We start from the raw sequence: 16,502 nt of genomic DNA, 5'->3' as shown, positions 1-16,502 counted from the left end.
GCGGGCCAGATGCTTGCGGGCACCGGAGCCGGTAACAGCAAAAGTCAAAATTTCGGTTTCCACCGCACAGCAAGACAGTTGCAAATATTTGCGCCCCCACGAGCGAGAATGATGTCCTTATATAGTCTCCTGCCTTATTTTCTGGTTCTCGCCGCGCTGTGCCTGTTCTTTTCATTGCCGATCTTCAAATTCGTCGACGCGACTGAAACCGCGGGGCGCCGCGTAGCTACTATCGACGGTCTGCGCGGGTTCCTGGCACTGTCGGTCATGCTGTATCACGGCATCATCAACTACAGCTATGTCGTCGACGGAAAGTGGGCCGCGCCGGAGAAATTGTTCTATCGCCCGCTTGGCGGGGTGGCGGTCATGTTCTTTTTCATGATCACGGCATTTCTGTTTTGGGGTCGGTTGCTCAAAACGCGGGGCCGACCGGATTGGCGTAGCCTTTATGTGGGCCGCTTTTTTCGCATCGCACCGCTGTATGTCTTTGCGGTGCTTTTAATGATCGCGATAGTGTTCTGGCGCACTGGCTGGGAATTGCACGAGCCACTGTCCTCGCTTCTCGACAAATCGGCACGGTGGCTTGCTTTCGGTCTCAGCGATGAAATGTCGCCGATCAATGCTTTTCCGTGGACCGTATTCATCCTGATGGGCGTTACCTGGAGCATCAAGTACGAATGGTGGTTTTATTTCTCACTGATCGTGCTGTCTCTGTTCGTCCGGGCACGCATGCATATTGCGTTTGCCCTCGTGGGAACCGCGGCATCGTTCTCTCTGATGTTGACGATGCGAAGCGAACTCGCGTGTCTGCCGGCCGCTTTCTTTTGCGGCATAACCACTGCGTCTCTTTTGCATGAGGGCATTCGGCTTCGCATGCCGGACTGGTCGCTGTCACTCGTCGCGCTCGCCGCGATGATCATTCTGTTCAGCTTTGCAACGACGCACGCCGGTATCCTCGAGATCGCGCTCATCGGCATCGCGTTTTTGTGCATCTGCAACGGCGCGTCGCTGTTCGGGCTGTTCCGGCTGCGTTCGGCTGAACGTCTCGGCCACATCAGCTACGGAATCTATCTGCTGCAGGGCTTGCCGATGACCCTGCTGTTCTGGCACGAGCCATTCAAGCAATGGGCGGTTTCAAGCCCGGTGCATTATTGGCTTGCCCTGTTGTCTTGCGCTGTCGTGTTGTGCGTTTTCGCGGCGTGCACTTATGCGCTGATCGAGCGTCCGTTCATCGCCATGGGTCACTCGGTGGGGCGGCGTCGGCGGCCGCTCGCCGATTCTCCGGCAACGCTTGTCTCCCGGTGACGACGGCGCAAGTCGGGCCACATATTCTCGCCGCGTTGCATGGGTGAACGCGCTCGATCGGACAATCGAGTTTCTCGCAACGCAGCGCCTCGTTCTATGAGCAGTCACGCGCGTTCGCGTCTGCAGTTTTCCGCGTCATCGATCGCCGTATCGGTATCAAGGCGATGATCAGAACGGCCCAGCCTGCGCCAAACAACGCATACGCCCATGCGATGAAGGGCGGCGAGAAAGCGAAGCGGATCGTGGACCGCCCTTTCGGCAATGCGACTTCCTGGAAGATTTCGCCGGTCGGACTGACTTTCTGGGCGCTCCCATTGACCCATGCTTGCCAGCCCGGCATGAAGAGTTCGAGGCGGATCAGCTTCGATGACGCGCTACAGTCGGCTTCCAAGGCATCACGGCTCTCGACGGCGAGCGAGCATCCCGCCGCGCTCAGATAGGGTGCGGGGTCGGCAATCTCCAGGAGCTGCATGCCTTTGTCGCTGTAGACCAAACTGAGCCGAGGTCCGGTGGGAGATTGCAGATAGGCTTGCAATGGTGCGAAGGACGGCGACTCGAGCGCGTTAGCGGGCGCGACGACGTAACGCGTCCCGATTCGTCGATAGCCTTCGAGATGTGTCAGCAGACTTTCGACTGCGCTCGGTCCAGCCGGATCGGCGCGCGAGACGCCGGTGAAAAGAATCGGCGAGGCATTGGGATCCAGATGCTTCACGAGGTAATCGGTCCAGGCTTTCGGAACAGGCAGGTCGTTGTGATTCACCTCCGCAATGCCGAAATACGAGCCGTAGTTGGGCTGCACCGGTCCGAGCGTCGTGAAGCGATGCTGCCCGAGGTTAGCCTGAAGGAAACGGACGCCGCCGAGTTCCACGGTGCCGCGCGACGGAAGAATGAGCACGGGCACGAGCAGATAGATCACGGCTTCGGCGACGAGCAGCGACGCAAGCGCACGCGAGCGCACGCGTGCCGAGCGCGTGCCCCAGGCGAATCCCGCATTGGCCAGCAGCACGATGGCAGTCACGAGCCATGCAATCTGTGCAAAGCGTCCTTGGGGAAAAAGGTTCGCGCGGGTCATCATCCAGAACGTCATGCCGCACATGAGCACAAGGGCGATGGTCGCGCCTTTGAGCCGCGCACCGTGTGTGTCGGTCTGCAGATGTGCGAGGCCGAATGCAGCGAGAACGCAGAGGCAGAATTCCCAGGACGGCGGCAGGTACCGGAAATATGCGGCGAGCTTCAGTCCCGGAATGATGTGGACGAGGGCGCTCATGCCCGGAAAGCCATAACTCATGCCGAGACTGACAGCGACCCAAGTTGCCAGCGCGATACGCAATCCGCGGTGCTTGCTGCCGGAGACGCCGCAAAGTGCCAATGCGACGAGCGTGCAGCCGGCGTAACCACCGACTACGCCCCAAAAAGCCGCAAATGGCTTTTCCTGGAAGATTCCGCCGAAGGCATAGGGCGACAGCAGGCCGAGCAGGAACCTGGAGCCGATGTTCGACGATGCGAAACCGTCGCCGCCATCGTGGCCACCGGTGTGGGCGAGCGGCAGGTAATCGAAGAACGCGACGAGGATCGGGGCTGCCATGCAAAGAGCGATGGATCCTGCAAGGCAAACGCGCAGCAGGAAACGGAACCGTGCATGGCTCGGCAGCGAGGCGGTGCGGACCAGCGTCCAGGCGAGCACGAGCAGTCCGTCGAGATAGGCGACTTCGGGAAATCCGGCGTAGAGCGAGGCCGCAAGCCCGATCGTGATCCACGCCCAGCCGCCGCCGGTTCGGGTGGCCGCGCGATCGTGCAGCGTCTCGATACCGAGCAGCGTGAGTGGAAGGAACGGGATGGGGTTGATCGCGGCATTGGCGAGCCATGCGAAACTGCCGTTGAACTCGAACGCGAGCGATCCCGCGAGCGCAGCCATGGTCGGCAGATTCAGACGGCGCAGGAGCGCCCAGGTGGACACGCCCGCGATGATTTGCAGAATGAGGTGCAGATACAACTGCCCGTCGTGCAGAACCATCAGCCATGTCAACGGAAAAAACGCCGCTGACTGCATCTCGCCTGCGAGCGGCGCACCCACGCCTTCGAAGTGATTCCACCAGGGCAGATGACCGCTCAGCAGGTCCAGCGCCGCGCGCCGGCCGAGTGCGTGGCTCGTGTAGCCAATGTTGGGATCGATCGTCGGATAAGGCGGGTAACCTCTGATCGGTCCGGGATGCAGATAGCTCTGCAGTTGGGCGTACAAGAGCGTCGGATCCGCCACGAGCGCGCCGATCAGCGCGGGTAACTTGACAATGAGCGGCGCCAGGATCAGCACGGCCAGGCATCGCCATTTGGCATCGTTCAGTCTGGCCGAAGCCGGGCTGGAGACAGGTTGCATGACTTATCGAGAATGGCGAGGACGCCCGATCGTAACATCGACCTTCCTGCGTCGAGCCGGCCAAAGGCCTGTGCGGCGACTCGCTCCGTACGAGAAGCTGAGACGCTTAGTGGATGGTTGACGTTTGGGTGAATGCGGGCATTTTCCAAATGACTCCCTGAGCCCGCCCCATTTCAGCGAAAATATCGCCTCACATCGTCCGGCCAACACCCGCGCCAAATCCAGAAATCCCGTCTTCAAGGATGCAGTTGAACCCCGATCCCGCCAACGCAAATCCGCCCGAACCGATAAGCGTATCCCTCGTCGTCTACCGGCCGCATCGCGCGATGCTGGAGCGTACGTTGCATACGCTCGACACTGCGCTGGATCGTTTCCTGAAGTCGCATCAAGCCACGTCCGCGCCGCTGTACCTCATCAACAACGGAACGGATGAGCGCATCGACTGGTCGCAGCTCACCAACGAAGCGCGGCTGCAAACGAACGTCATCGAAGGCCAGGGCAACGTCGGCTATGGACGAGGCCACAACCTTGCGATACAGCGCACCACGAGCCGCTATCACCTCATCCTGAACCCGGACATCGAACTGGAAAGCGATGCGCTCGTTGAGGCCATCGCCTTCATGGACGCGCATCCGGAAGTCGGCCTGCTTTCCCCGTTCATCCTCGAAGACGACGGCAGCCAGCAATTCCTCTGCCGCCGCTACCCGACCGTCTTCGATCTCTTCATCCGCGGCTTCCTCCCGCGAAGCCTGCGAAAGCCGTTCAAAGCGCGGCTAGCACGATACGAAATGCGCGATGTCATCGACGACAGAAACATTGTTTGGGAACCGCCCATCGTGAGCGGCTGCTTCATGCTTTTCCGCACCGAAGTCCTGAAGAAGCTCAACGGTTTCGACCCGCGTTATTTCCTTTACTTCGAAGACTACGACCTGAGCCTGCGCGCGCACGACGTCGCGCGCGTGGCCTACGTGCCGTCCGTGCGCGTGCTGCATCATGGCGGCGACGCGGCGGGCAAGGGCTGGACGCACATCAAGCTCTTCATCGCGTCGGCGTACAAGTTCTTCAACCGGTTCGGATGGAAGTGGCTATGAGCGAGCGCATCGGCATCACGGGCGCGAACGGCTTCGTCGGACGTGCGGTCACGCGCGCCTTGCTCGATGCAGGCAAGGAACCGCTCGGCATCGTTCGCCAGAGCGCGGGCCCACATACCGTCCAGGTGAAATCGCTCGATGCCATCACGCCCGCCGTCTTCGAAGGCTGCGCATCCGTGATCCATCTGGCCGCGCGCGTTCACGTCATGAACGACGCCTCCGCCGATCCGCTCGCCACCTTCCGTGCCGTCAATGTCGATGGCGCGGTCAAAACCGCCGACGCCGCCCGCCGCGCCGGCGCCACGCGCTTCGTCTTCGTGAGCAGCATCAAGGCGCTCGCGGAACTCGACGACGGCCGCCCGCTGACCGAAACCGACGAACGCCGTCCGCCCGATCCGTACGGCGTATCAAAGGCCGAAGCCGAAGTCATGTTGCAGGAATTCGGCGCGCGCACGGGGATGGAGATCGTGATCGTGCGCCCGCCGCTCGTCTACGGCCCGGAAGTGCGCGCCAACTTTCTGGCGCTGATGCGTGCCATCGCGAAAGGCATGCCGCTGCCGATCGGCGCGGTCACGGCGCAGCGAAGCCTCGTCTACGTCGACAACCTCGCGAGCGCGATCGTCGAATGCGCGACACATGCTCGCGCCGCGAACCAGCTCTTTCACGTCACCGATGGCGAAGACCCCGGCGTCGCCGAACTCGCGCGCCGGCTCGGACATCATCTGAATCGGCCGGCGCGCCTGCTGACGGTGCCGGTCGGCATCCTGAAAGCGGCGGGGCGGCTGACGGGCAAAACGGCGCAAATCGAGCGTCTTACTGGCAGCTTGCGTGTGAATTCGTCTCATATCCGCGATGTGCTAGGCTGGCGGCCTCCGTCCTCACTCGACGCGGGTTTGGCCGCCACCGCCGCCTGGTTTCTGAAAAACCGGCAGAGTTCCGAAAAAGGCTAACGTCCCGTAACAACCGAAAGGCGGCAGTAACACGCGGATCGGCCGGAAACCGGCATGATTCGGCTAGTCAAAAGAACATAAACGTAGGCAATTCCGGGAAATGAGTGCCCCGCTGTCCCCCTTCGTCGTCGATTCGCCATGGATCGCCGCACTGTGCGTCGCGGCGGCATCGCTGGCGGCGTGCGCGCTGATCCTGTTCCTGCTGCTGCGCACCGGGCTTGCCTGGCGGCTCGCCACCGATATTCCGAACGATCGTTCTCTCCACACGCGTCCGACGCCGCGCGTCGGCGGATGGGGCATCGTGCCGGTCGGCGTCATCGCCATGTTGATGCTCACGCGCTCGATGTGGCTCGCCGCGCTGCTCGCCGCCGCGCTCGCGGCCGTGTCGCAGATCGATGACCGCCGCGGCTTGCCCGCGCGCGTGCGGTTCGGCGCGCATGTCGTCGCGGTCGCGCTGCTCATTGCGCTGAATCCCGCGCCGGCGCCGTGGTGGGCGCTCGTGGCCGTCGGCTTCCTGATGGTCTGGCTCGTCAATCTCTACAACTTCATGGACGGTTCCGACGGCCTCGCGGGCGGCATGGCGCTGTTCGGGTTCGGCGGTTATGCCGTCGCCGCGCTCTCGGGGCCGGTGCCGCAAATCGATCTGGGCATCGCCAGCGCGGCGATCGCCGGAGCGGCGGCGGGTTTTCTGATATTCAATTTCCATCCGGCACGGATTTTCCTAGGCGATTCGGGGTCGATTCCCCTAGGATTCCTTGCAGGAGCATTCGGTTACTGGGGCTGGCTGAAAGGGACGTGGCCGGTCTGGTTCCCGGCGCTCGTGTTCGCGCCGTTCATCGCGGATGCGTCCGTCACGCTGTTGCGGCGGCTCGCGCGCGGCGAGAAATTCTGGCAGGCGCATCGTGAGCACTATTATCAACGCATGGTGCAGATGGGCGTCGGCCACGCGCGGACCGCGCTCGTGTGGTACGCGCTGATGCTCGCGGGCGTCGCGCTCGCCAACGTCGCGCTCGCGTGGTCGCCGGCGGCGCAGTGGGCGGCGGTCGCGGCGTGGGTCATCGTGCTCGTGGCGGCGGGTCTCGTCGTCGATGCAAGCTGGCGGCGCCATCGGGCGCATCTATCCGAACAATCTCGAGGTGTACGCGGATGATTCGATTCAAGGCTTCGTGGCTTTCCGCAGGCGCCTTCACCTTCGACCTTCTCTCGGTGGCGGCGACGTGGCTTGTCGCCTATCTGATCCGCTTCAACGGTGCGGTGCCGCCGGAGTTCGAGCACGGTGCGCTCGTCGCGCTCATCTGGGTGCTGCCGGTCTACGGCGTGATGTTCCGCGTCTTCGGGCTGTATCGCGGCATGTGGGTGTTCGCGAGCCTGCCGGACCTGATGCGCATCTCGAAGTCGGTGGTGGTCGGCGCGCTCGTCGTGATGATCGGCGCGGTGCTGCTGCAGCCGATTCCCGTCATCCCGCGTTCCGTGCTGATCGTCGAGCCGCTGTTCCTATTTCTCGCGATGGGCGGCGCGCGTGCGCTGTATCGCGCGGGGAAGGAGTTCTATCTGTATGGCGGGCTCGTCGGGCAGGGCAAGCCCGTGATCGTGCTCGGCGCGGGCACGGCTGGCGCGATGCTCGCGCGCGAACTGGCGCGTTCGTCGGAATGGCGTCTCGTCGGCCTGCTCGACGACGATCCCTCCAAGCAAGGCCGCGAAGTGCTCGGCCACAAGGTGCTCGGCTCGTTCGGCGATCTGTCGAAGGTCGCGGAGCAATACAAGACCGATTACGCGATCATCGCGATTCCGTCCGCTTCCGTCGACGAACAACGCCGCGTCGCCACGTTGTGCGTGCGCGCGGGCGTCAAGGTCATGGTGCTGCCCGCGCTCAATCAGTTGACGCAGGGCGAGGGCGGTTTCCTGTCGCGCGTGCGGCAGATCGACCTCGAAGACTTGCTGGGCCGCGAGCCCGTGAAAATCGACATGCCGCACGTCGAGCAATTGCTGCACGGGCGCGTCGTCATGGTGACGGGCGCGGGCGGCTCCATCGGCTCCGAGCTGTGCCGCCAGATCCTGCGCTTTTCGCCGGCGCAACTCATTGCCTACGATCTCAGCGAATACGCGATGTATCGCCTGATCGAAGAGTTGCACGAGAAGTTTCCGGAGCTTTCCGTGGTGCCGGTCGTCGGCGACGCGAAGGATTCGCTGCTGCTCGACCAGACCATGGCGCGCTTCACGCCGCATATCGTCTTCCACGCGGCCGCCTACAAGCACGTTCCGCTGATGGAAGAGCAGAACGCGTGGCAAGCCGTGCGCAACAACGTGCTCGGCACGCTGCGCGTCGCGCGCGCGGCCATTCGTCACGACGTCCGCCATTTCGTGCTGATTTCCACCGACAAGGCCGTCAACCCGACCAACGTAATGGGCGCCAGCAAGCGTCTCGCGGAAATGGCGTGTCAGGCGCTGCAGCAGACCGCGCCGCGCACGCAGTTCGAGACCGTGCGCTTCGGCAACGTGCTCGGCAGCGCGGGCAGCGTGATCCCGAAGTTCCAGCAGCAGATCGCGAAGGGCGGTCCTGTCACGGTCACGCATCCCGAAATTACGCGTTTCTTCATGACCATTCCCGAGGCCGCGCAGCTCGTGCTGCAGGCATCCAGCATGGGGCGGGGCGGCGAGATCTTCATTCTCGACATGGGGCAGCCGGTGAAGATCGTCGATCTCGCGCGCGACCTGATTCGCCTCTACGGGTATAGCGAAGAGCAGATTCGCATCGTGTTCACGGGCTTGCGGCCCGGCGAAAAGCTCTACGAAGAACTTCTCGCCGACGACGAAACCACCACGCGCACGCCGCATCCGAAGCTGCGGATCGCGCAGGCGCGGGGCGTGCCGGATGCGTTCATCGACGAGTTATTGCCCTGGCTCATGCAGCATCGCGTGTTGTCGGACGATGAAGTGCGCCGCGATTTGCGCCGCTGGGTGCCCGAATATCAGACCGCAGTCGCGCCCGTTTTGCAGAGCGTGCAGATAGCCAAGGCGGCGAACGCGGCGAGCGGACGCGAGGCGGCGGGCTGAAGCATCACTGCGCCTTCGCGTTTTGCTGAAACGCCGGCAGCCGCGCATACAACTCTGCGACCCAGTCGATGAACACCCGCACGCGCCGGGGCTGATGCCGGTTCGCCGCGTACAGCACCGACACCACGCGCGGGTGCGCCGGAAAGTCCGTCAGCACGCGCCGCAGCGCGCCGCTTTGCAGATAAGGCGCGAGCGTGTAGCTCGAACTCTGGATCAGCCCGAGTCCCGCGAGCCCGCATGCGATGTATGAATCGCCATCGTTGACGGCGATCTTGTGCTTGAGCGCGATGCTGCGCGCTTCGCCATCGACGACGAATTCCCAGTTCCGCACGCGTCCCGACTTGTTGAGCACGTAGCCGACGGCGAGATGCCGGTCGAGATCGTCGAGCGTCTGCGGCTCGCCGTATCGTTCGATGTATCCCGGCGACGCGCACGTGATCTGCGTATAAGCGCCGATGCGTTTCGCCACCAGTCCGACATCGCCGATCGCGCCGACGCGCACGACGCAATCGACCGCATCTTCCACGAGATCCACCTGCCGGTCCGTCAACAGCAGTTCGACGCCGATATCCGGATACGCCGCGAAGAACTCCGGCAGCGCGGGAATGATGGTGCTTTTCGCCATCACTTGCGGCAGGCTGACCTTGACGTTGCCCTTGGGACTCAGCTTCGAATGCGACAGCGACGCTTCCATGTCGTCGACTTCGCCGAGCACGCGCACGCATCGCTCGTAATAGGCTTCGCCGTCTTCGGTAATGCTGATGCTGCGCGTCGTGCGGTTCAACAGGCGCGCGCCGAGATGTGCTTCGAGCGCCTGCAGCGTGCGCGATACGCTCGCGGGCGGAAGGCGAAGCGCGTCGGCGGCTTTCGAGAAACTGCCCGATTCGACGACGCGCGCGAACACTTTCATTGCGAGGAAGCGGTCCATGCTCGATGTCCGAAGTCTTGGCCGCGCGCGTGACGATGCGTCACTCGCGCGCGCGGCGTGTATGAGCCTGCGATTCAAGCGGGCATCATACTCACGACCTCGCCGCTTTGCTCAGGAGAGGCCGAGCCCCCGGCACAGCCACCACGAGTAGTGCTCGATGAGCGCCTGAAACGGCGCGTGATGCCCATACGCAATCGACGACACCGCGAGCAGCCCGACGCCCGCGACCGCCGCGCGCGGCATCTTGCGCGGCTGCTCGAACACGCGCACGAGCAGCATCGCGGCGATGGCGGCGCCGAGTATCCAGCCGGCGACGACTTCGCTCGGCGTATGCGCGTCCTGGATGATGCGGCTCGCGCCGATCATGGCCGCGAGCGCGAGGCCGCCCGCCGCGCCCAGCCGATACCACCCGCCGCCCAGACTGCCGAACAGCAGCGCGCCCGCGACCGTATAGATGGATGCGGCGAGCATCGTGTGCCCGCTGATCATCCGGAAGTTGAGGGCGGAGACTTCGAGGCCGCAGCCTGCATACAGAATCTTCGACAGGCCGACGAGCCCCATGCCGGCGCCGAGCAGCGCGGCCCAGCGCAGCGCAAGCCGAAAATCCACCGTGCGGAGCCACAACGCGCAGACGAGCGCGAGCGGCAATGTCAGCGCCGCATCCCCGAGGTTCGAACAAATCCAGAGTACCTTTGTTTCCATACGTGTCCGTTTTAGGTATCGCAGTGTTGAAACGGCTACGAGCTGTCCGCCTGTTTGCGGCGTCCCGCCATGCGATATTCGGTCGGTGAGATCGAGAGCCGTTTGCGAAAAATTTTCGCGAGGCCGTCGCCGCTGCCCGCGCCGCAACGTCGCGCGATCTTGTCCACGGGCAGATCGGTGGCGGCGAGCAGCATGCAGCTCGCATCGAGCCGCGCGCGCAGCAGATATTCCGACGGCGTCAGGCCGATTTGCGCCTTGAAGCGACGCAGAAAGTTGCGTTCGCTCATCGCGGCGACGCGTGCGGCATCGGTGATCGAAATCGGCCGCACGTAGTTCTCGCGAATCCAGCGTGCCGCGGCGTCGATCTTCTGACGCACGCCGCCGCCGTCGGTGTCGTCGAGCACCATGGCGAGCTTTTGCCACGCGCCGGGTATCGATCGTTCCGATACTTCGCGCGCGACCGCCGCGCCGTAATCGCGCTTGACCATGGACAGCGCCGCGGCGATCGGCCCTTTCGGGTCGTCGAGCGAGAGCGTCTGCTCGGCGATCGAGAGCGCATTCGACAATGCCGGCGACATGGCTTCCGCCGCCGGTTCATCGGCGAAATCGAGCGAACGGTTCTGCAGCGTCAGATTCGATGCCGCGAGAAGGTGTGCGCCTTCGCCGATTGCCTTGATGAACGGCACCTTCGGCGCGATGCGGCCGAGTTGCTTCTTCAGCAGCGCATCGTGGCGCGCGCGCCGTGCGCCGGGGCCGCCCGCGATGAAGAGCGCGTCGCATTCGGACATCCATCGCGCGTCGAGGCTTTCGGTCCAGACGCGCATGGAACAACTGCTCGCGACGCTGCCTCCTTCGCTGGACACGAACTGCAGCGAATAGTTCGGCGTTTCTGCAAACGATGTTGAAGAAGCGTGCGGTTGCTCACGTTGGCCGCGCGAATCGTCCGGGGCCGGGCACAGCTCGTTGGCTAGCGAGAAGACCTCGGAGATCGAACTGACTTCGACGAGAGAGAAGTCCTCGAAGACCAGAATGCCGATCCGCTTTGCCATGTCGGCGGGCCGCGCGCCGGGCGCGGGCGGGCGCACGACTTGCAGCCGGCCCATACCATTGGCATATACCATCGACTTTCTCCTGTCGACCGTGGCGGGCGCAGCGGATGTCACGAGCGTGTCACCGGCGTGCCGCGTAGGTCTCATGCAAGACGGTTGCTTTCATCCCCCTTGTTCCGGGCAGGAACGTCGAAGCGGGAAAACTAAGCTCACATGCGTCGCACTATACGCGGCACCGAACAGCCGTCGCGTCGCCAGTCTGAAAATGACGAAGTGTTGGCAGATGATTTCGATATCGGGCGAATAAGCTGACGCTACTCGTGTCGTCTGACGAATCCGGCGACGGCGACAACCCAACAAGAGGCGGCTGCGAACGCTCGATGAAGCGTCGCGGTCGCTTTGCACATTCAACGAACAAGGTGAGCCGATGCTAAAAGTGCGCAAGGCGGTATTTCCGGTGGCGGGACTCGGTACGCGATTTCTTCCCGCAACGAAGGCGAGCCCGAAGGAAATGTTGCCGGTGGTGGACAAGCCGCTGATTCAGTATGCGGTCGAAGAGGCGATGGCCGCGGGCATCACGGAGATGATCTTCGTGACGGGTCGCAGCAAGCGCGCGATCGAAGATCACTTCGACAAGTCGTATGAAATCGAGGCCGAGCTCGAAGCGCGCGGCAAGGCGAAGCTGCTCGAACTCGTGCGCGGCATTTTGCCGAGCCATGTGACGTGCATGTACGTGCGGCAGGCCGAGGCGCTCGGCTTGGGGCATGCGGTGTTGTGCGCGGAGAAGCTCGTCGGCGATGAGCCGTTCGCTGTTGTTCTCGCGGACGATTTGCTGGATGGTCAGCCGCCTGTGCTGGCGCAAATGGTCGATGTATTCGATCACTATCATTCGTCGGTGATCGGCGTCGAGGAGATCGATCGCAAGGATTCGCGCTCGTATGGCGTGATCGAAGGCAAGCCTTGGGACGATGGACTGTTCAAGCTGTCGCGTGTGGTGGAGAAGCCTGAGCCGGCGGTGGCGCCTTCGAATTTCGGCGTGGTCGGGCGATATGTGCTGATGCCGCGGATCTTTGAATTCCTGCGGAATCAGAAGCCCGGCGCGGGCGGCGAGATTCAGTTGACCGACGGGATTCAGACGCTCCTTTCGCAGGAGCAGGTGCTGGCGTATCGGTATCGCGGGAAGCGGTTCGATTGCGGCAGCAAGCTGGGGTATCTCAAGGCTACTGTGGAGTTTGCACTCCGACATCCTGAGGTTCGAACCGAGTTCGAAGAGTATCTCAAGGGGCAGTTTTTGCCTCCGGCGGTTGTTCAGGATGTTCTCGATGCCGAGAGCGCTTCTGATGTCGTGTCTTTGCCTGTTGCTGAGGCTTGAGCTTTTTGCTTTTGTGCTTCCTGCCCGGGGGGGGCCTCTCGGGCCAGTGGGATTTGCTCTACTTATATTCGCGTCGGTCTATTAGCACGCCCCTCCCCGGGGCGGGGGTCACTTTCTTTGCTGCTGCAAAGAAAGTAACCAAAGAAAGCAGCTTTTTCGCCCGTGGTTCGTTTCGATGGTGCACTCCGTAGAAACACGTTGGCACTCAGCTTGATAGAACCTTGAATCACCTTCCGCGCCCGCTGACGACTAACGTCCTCCGAGCCCCTCGGCTCGACAACACCCATCGAACACTTCCGCTCGCGCAATAAGAAAGACTCCACGCAGCAATCTCCGATCGCTAGCCAGGCGTGCCACGTCACGCCCGGCAAACCACGCTCCGCAACCCACGCGCACCAAGCAAGGTTGCGTGATTGATGACGGTGGTGAGTAGGTTTCTGTGAGTTTGTGCTGTTGCGTGGTGCGTTGTGCGTTGTGCGCGATGGTTTTGTCGAGCCGAGGGGCTCGGATGACGTGGCGCTCAGCGGGCGCGGAAGGTGATTCAAGGTTGATTCAAGCTGAGTGCCAAAGTGTTTCTACGGAGTGCATCATCGATCTAGTCAGCGGGCGAAAAGCTGCTTTCTTTGGTTACTTTCTTTGCAGCAGCAAAGAAAGTGACCCCCGCCCCGGGGAGGGGCGAGCCAATAGACCGACGCGAAAACAAGTTCACCGAAACAAATTTCGGAAGCCTAACAAAAAAACCATAAGCCAGAGACAGAAGAAAATCAGCGAAAATAAGCCTTGGTATTCTCATGCACATCGTTCTGCGCGAGCAGATCTTCAAGGTGCAACCATTGATACTCACTGTGCTGATCGAACCGTCCGATCGGGACGGCGCCCGATAAACTCATCGCATAAGCGAGCACGATATAGTGCGTACCGAACCCTTGAGCACCAGAAAAATTATCGTCATAGCAGTGCTCGAACACGCCGAAGAATCGCGACGATGACCGCTCCACACTGGCGACGCCAAGCTCATTGTGCACAATGCGCCTGAACGCCGCATCAAGCGATTCGTCCTTCGCAATCCGCCCGCCCGGCACGAACCACGTCCCCTGTGCAGGCCGATTCCGACGCCGCCCCACAAGCACTCGCCGATTGCCATCGGTAACAATGAGATCGATCGACACGAGCGGAGTCAGCCGCACCACCGTCAAGAAATCCGCTTCGCTCAGCAGCGCCGTTGCGTTGGTCATTTTTGTTTTGATCGTTATGGATGATGGATGCCGGTCCCCGTTTTTTCTTCAGACTCAGCGCAAATTCAGTGTAGCGCGCGCATGCATGCGGCAGTCAGCCGCACACTGGTCATAACCGACTAAAGATCGCTAGCGCATGCCATCGGCGGAACATCCGTCATTGCCCGACATAACCCGCAGGCTTCGTCACGCGCGCACGCATCGCGGCGGCGTTATCGGAGACCACATACACCGGCGCTTCGCTCAGCGCGAGCGTCACGCGTCCATCGCTGTATTGCTTCGACGATGCATTGCCCATCATGTCGATGAGCGTCACCGTGCCCGACGTGCCCGGCGCATCGACGGCAAGCGCGTAATCCACCGCATGCGCCGCATCGAAGCCATCAGGCCCCGGCCACGATGCATTGCGATGCGTCCACAAAGCCGTCACCACCTTGCCGCCATTCAGGCGCTGAAACGCATACGCATAGACGCCCTTGGGCGTGCCGTCGACATAACCGAGCGTCGTCGTGCCGTCGATGATGCGCGTCATCGCGGCCACCGCCATCGCAGCGGGCTTCGGGCTGATCTGCTTCTGACCATAACCGCCCGCGGCGTTCACGAGATCGAAGAACACGCCATAGCCCACCTCGGGCGGATCGGCGCTATAGAACACGAAGCTCACGTCCGCGCCTTCGCCGAGCAGGATCAGATGCGCGCGCGCGACAACCGCGCCCTGTGCATAGAGCACATTCCAGTCGGGCGTATGCGCGCCGTACTTGCTGCCGATGTCATAGCTCACGCCCGTCTCGGTCACGAAGAGCTTCGCGCCCGGCTTCACGATGTTCGTCATCGCGCGGCGCAATGCGCGCATCGCGGCGGGCATCGCTTTCGCGGACGTGGACGCGTCCGCATCGAAACGTTCCGGCGGATGCGACGGCGACGTGCCCACGTCGTAGTAGCCATGCACGCTCACGCCATCCAGATACTTGCCGATGCCAAGCGGCGCGAGACGCTCGAGCCACGTCGTGTTCGACGCGAGATTCGATAGCGTCAGCCCCATCACGACCGCGTTCGGATCGCCCGCATGAATGGCCTCGTGCGTGGCCTTGTACATCGCGACGAGGTTCGCATCCGAATCGCGCCAGGGCAGGCCGCCTTCGTAATCCGGCTCCCACGTGACCTGGTAGTAGTTGTGCGCCTGTTGCGGGAACCAGCGCTTGCGCACCGTGTTCGATTCCTCGCCCACGCGCTTCATGTAGTCGCGGTAAGCATCGAACGATGCCGATGCAGGCGCGTAGCTATGCGTCGTCTCCTTGGTCGGGCTCGCCCATGCGGGAATGCCATCGAGCTGAATGAGGCGCAGCAGATCGCCGGGCTTGAAGAAGGGCGCGAGGTTGTCCGCGGTCGCGGAGAACGTGTTCGGACCTTTCTCCTCGGTCATGTACCAGTTGCGATTGTCGTTGACCCACGTGAGGCCGAGATCGGGATAGAGCGGGCGATAACCGTCGCCGGAACAGCATCCTTCGCCCGGCTTCAGATACGCCGCGCCCTGTCCGCCGAAGCGATGCTGATCCGGATGCGCGTACGTCACCGCAGGCAGCGCCGCCGATACATCGGGCAGCACGCCGAACGTCGCGATGCCGGCGGGCCGCGTGCCGCGCTGGGGCAACGCGCGCTTGCCCGATTCGAGCGATGCGCTCACCGCGAAATACCCCGCCGCACGCGACGAACATGCGAGCGTGTAAGTGCCGGGCTTCGCATCGACGGCGAAGCGGCCGCTCGCCTTCACCACGTTCCATGCGTCGCGGATCTGCCAGGTGACCGCATCGGCGGCGCTTGCGCGCGTCGTGATCGCGATGCGCAGCGGCGCGTTCAGCGCGAACATGCGCGTGCCGTCGCTGCCGGGCGTATCGGCTTCGATCGCGGGACCGTCGCGCACCGCAGCTTCGGGCGATGCCGGGGCGTCGCAGCGAAGCGGCGGCGTATCGAACGTGGCGGACGTGTTGGCGATAGCGCGCGTGGCGGCTTCGTCGGACGTGGCGTTGTCGCAGGCGGTCATCGTCAGCAGCAGGGCGATGGCCGCCGTCAGGCGACGGGCGGAAGGGATTCGGATCATCGTGCGAAGCTCGGGCCATGCGGGAAGCGCCCACAATGACCGCAGCGCGCAAGGCGAACCGTGCGCGCGCGCACGCGCGCCTGTCCTTCGTCCGATGAATGCGCCATTCCAGCGACGGCCTACTTTTCAGATGTGAAACAGACGCCCTCGCAGGCGGAAGTGTTGCTGCGCCCGGCGCGACCGGCAAAGTTGACCGATGCGTCAGACGATTGCGTCTTGTGATTGAAAGCGTCCGGGCATCGCAATTTTTTCGTTCTGGTTTTCCGCTATTCGCCGGACGATTGGACCCCTTAACATCCGCTCGTTCGTAATTACCCAAATCGGTGCGCCGCCGCAAAAGAACT

General features: G+C 62.7%; 12 protein-coding genes. 6 read left to right on the top strand and 6 right to left on the bottom strand.

The features are described from left to right. Positions 1–108 precede the first annotated feature (108 nt). The gene (locus tag NCR39_RS10435; RefSeq protein ID WP_250452121.1) at positions 109–1,305 is read left to right on the top strand and encodes an acyltransferase family protein; all 1,197 of its coding nucleotides are present in this window, start codon (positions 109–111) and stop codon (positions 1,303–1,305) included. Between the two features lie 94 nt (positions 1,306–1,399). On the opposite strand, the gene NCR39_RS10430 is transcribed toward NCR39_RS10435, so the two are convergent. Next, the gene (locus NCR39_RS10430; RefSeq protein WP_250452120.1) at positions 1,400–3,679 is read right to left on the bottom strand and encodes a glycosyltransferase family protein; all 2,280 of its coding nucleotides are present in this window, start codon (positions 3,677–3,679) and stop codon (positions 1,400–1,402) included. Between the two features lie 242 nt (positions 3,680–3,921). Between NCR39_RS10430 and NCR39_RS10425 the strand changes: the two genes are divergently transcribed. The 4 genes from NCR39_RS10425 (at position 3,922) to NCR39_RS10410 (ending at position 8,774) form a co-directional block, all read left to right on the top strand. After that, complete coding sequence (locus NCR39_RS10425; RefSeq protein ID WP_250452119.1) at positions 3,922–4,770, top strand: glycosyltransferase family 2 protein; 849 nt, start codon at positions 3,922–3,924, stop codon at positions 4,768–4,770. After that, on the top strand, positions 4,767–5,720 hold the full coding sequence (locus NCR39_RS10420; protein ID WP_250452118.1) for a UDP-glucose 4-epimerase family protein: 954 nt from the start codon (positions 4,767–4,769) through the stop codon (positions 5,718–5,720). Before NCR39_RS10425 ends, NCR39_RS10420 begins: the two co-directional genes overlap by 4 nt. Positions 5,721–5,820: 100 nt before the next feature. Beyond that, positions 5,821–6,870: an MraY family glycosyltransferase gene (locus tag NCR39_RS10415; RefSeq protein ID WP_250452117.1), complete on the top strand. Its 1,050-nt coding sequence runs from the start codon at positions 5,821–5,823 to the stop codon at positions 6,868–6,870. Continuing rightward, positions 6,867–8,774: a polysaccharide biosynthesis protein gene (locus NCR39_RS10410; RefSeq protein WP_250452116.1), complete on the top strand. Its 1,908-nt coding sequence runs from the start codon at positions 6,867–6,869 to the stop codon at positions 8,772–8,774. Before NCR39_RS10415 ends, NCR39_RS10410 begins: the two co-directional genes overlap by 4 nt. A gap of 4 nt (positions 8,775–8,778) precedes the next feature. Here the strand turns inward: NCR39_RS10410 and NCR39_RS10405 are convergent, their stop codons facing one another. From NCR39_RS10405 to NCR39_RS10395, 3 genes are all read right to left on the bottom strand, one after another. Further along, complete coding sequence (locus NCR39_RS10405) at positions 8,779–9,702, bottom strand: LysR family transcriptional regulator (protein WP_250452115.1); 924 nt, start codon at positions 9,700–9,702, stop codon at positions 8,779–8,781. Between the two features lie 111 nt (positions 9,703–9,813). Then, positions 9,814–10,404, bottom strand: a complete 591-nt coding sequence (locus NCR39_RS10400) for a phosphatase PAP2 family protein (protein ID WP_250452114.1) — start codon at positions 10,402–10,404, stop codon at positions 9,814–9,816. A gap of 35 nt (positions 10,405–10,439) precedes the next feature. After that, positions 10,440–11,525: a GlxA family transcriptional regulator gene (locus tag NCR39_RS10395; RefSeq protein WP_250452113.1), complete on the bottom strand. Its 1,086-nt coding sequence runs from the start codon at positions 11,523–11,525 to the stop codon at positions 10,440–10,442. A gap of 355 nt (positions 11,526–11,880) precedes the next feature. Between NCR39_RS10395 and galU the strand changes: the two genes are divergently transcribed. Then, on the top strand, positions 11,881–12,825 hold the full coding sequence (gene galU / locus NCR39_RS10390) for a UTP--glucose-1-phosphate uridylyltransferase GalU (protein ID WP_250452112.1): 945 nt from the start codon (positions 11,881–11,883) through the stop codon (positions 12,823–12,825). Between the two features lie 764 nt (positions 12,826–13,589). On the opposite strand, the gene NCR39_RS10385 is transcribed toward galU, so the two are convergent. Next, the gene (locus tag NCR39_RS10385) at positions 13,590–14,042 is read right to left on the bottom strand and encodes a GDP-mannose mannosyl hydrolase (RefSeq protein ID WP_284507182.1); all 453 of its coding nucleotides are present in this window, start codon (positions 14,040–14,042) and stop codon (positions 13,590–13,592) included. 175 nt (positions 14,043–14,217) lie between these two features. Continuing rightward, complete coding sequence (locus NCR39_RS10380) at positions 14,218–16,158, bottom strand: hypothetical protein (protein WP_250452110.1); 1,941 nt, start codon at positions 16,156–16,158, stop codon at positions 14,218–14,220. Between the last annotated feature and the right edge of the window lie 344 nt (positions 16,159–16,502).

The organism is Caballeronia sp. ATUFL_M2_KS44 (assembly GCF_023630965.1).
Lineage (GTDB): Bacteria > Pseudomonadota > Gammaproteobacteria > Burkholderiales > Burkholderiaceae > Caballeronia > Caballeronia concitans.
This window is presented reverse-complemented; position numbering and strand designations above follow the sequence as displayed.

Bases quoted from the DNA above. Each gene is read 5' to 3' on its own strand.
- NCR39_RS10435 (WP_250452121.1), top strand. From the start codon at position 109: ATGATGTCCTTATATAGTCTCCTGCCTTATTTTCTGGTTCTCGCCGCG.
- NCR39_RS10430 (WP_250452120.1), bottom strand. From the start codon at position 3,679: ATGCAACCTGTCTCCAGCCCGGCTTCGGCCAGACTGAACGATGCCAAA.
- NCR39_RS10425 (WP_250452119.1), top strand. From the start codon at position 3,922: ATGCAGTTGAACCCCGATCCCGCCAACGCAAATCCGCCCGAACCGATA.
- NCR39_RS10420 (WP_250452118.1), top strand. From the start codon at position 4,767: ATGAGCGAGCGCATCGGCATCACGGGCGCGAACGGCTTCGTCGGACGT.
- NCR39_RS10415 (WP_250452117.1), top strand. From the start codon at position 5,821: ATGAGTGCCCCGCTGTCCCCCTTCGTCGTCGATTCGCCATGGATCGCC.
- NCR39_RS10410 (WP_250452116.1), top strand. From the start codon at position 6,867: ATGATTCGATTCAAGGCTTCGTGGCTTTCCGCAGGCGCCTTCACCTTC.
- NCR39_RS10405 (WP_250452115.1), bottom strand. From the start codon at position 9,702: ATGGACCGCTTCCTCGCAATGAAAGTGTTCGCGCGCGTCGTCGAATCG.
- NCR39_RS10400 (WP_250452114.1), bottom strand. From the start codon at position 10,404: ATGGAAACAAAGGTACTCTGGATTTGTTCGAACCTCGGGGATGCGGCG.
- NCR39_RS10395 (WP_250452113.1), bottom strand. From the start codon at position 11,525: ATGGTATATGCCAATGGTATGGGCCGGCTGCAAGTCGTGCGCCCGCCC.
- galU (WP_250452112.1), top strand. From the start codon at position 11,881: ATGCTAAAAGTGCGCAAGGCGGTATTTCCGGTGGCGGGACTCGGTACG.
- NCR39_RS10380 (WP_250452110.1), bottom strand. From the start codon at position 16,158: ATGATCCGAATCCCTTCCGCCCGTCGCCTGACGGCGGCCATCGCCCTG.